Source organism: Candidatus Eisenbacteria bacterium (genome assembly GCA_030017955.1).
Lineage (GTDB): Bacteria > Eisenbacteria > RBG-16-71-46 > JASEGR01 > JASEGR01 > JASEGR01.
This window is the reverse complement of the sequence record JASEGR010000247.1, coordinates 1-511: the sequence shown is the minus strand read 5'-3', so window position 1 is coordinate 511 and position 511 is coordinate 1. Positions and strand designations below refer to the sequence as shown.

Annotated in this window: 1 protein-coding gene; it reads left to right on the top strand. The window is 46.8% G+C overall.

What is annotated here, in order from left to right:
• The coding region (locus QME66_14050) for an ISAzo13 family transposase (GenBank protein MDI6810060.1) at positions 1 to 511 on the top strand (511 nt) is incomplete at both ends.

The following is a 511-nucleotide window of genomic DNA, read 5'->3' as shown; positions in this document are numbered from 1 at the left end:
GGTTGAAGTCAATATGTATGATTTCCCAGATCTTGGAGAAGGATCAGCGATTCCATATGGAGTATATGATGTAAAACGCAATCATGGATTCGTGAATATAGGGATGGATCATGATACCGCTGAGTTTGCAGTGGAGAGCCTCAGGCGCTGGTGGCGGCTTGTTGGCAAACGGTACTATAGAGATGCGAAAGAATGGTTGATTTGTGCGGACGGTGGCGGAAGCAATGGAAGTCGGAATCGTGCATGGAAATGGCATCTTCACCGGCTTGTCGACGATATCGGCAAGCCTGCCACTGTATGCCATTATCCACCCGGAACAAGCAAGTGGAACAAGATTGAGCATCGTCTCTTTTCTTTCATCAGCCTAACATGGAAGGGGCAGCCGCTTGTAAGCTATGAAACTGTGGTGAATTTGATTGGCAATACAACGACGAATACTGGCCTGAAAGTGAAAGCGACTCTTGATAGCTCACAATACGAAAAAGGTGTGAAAGTCTCGGATGAGGAAATG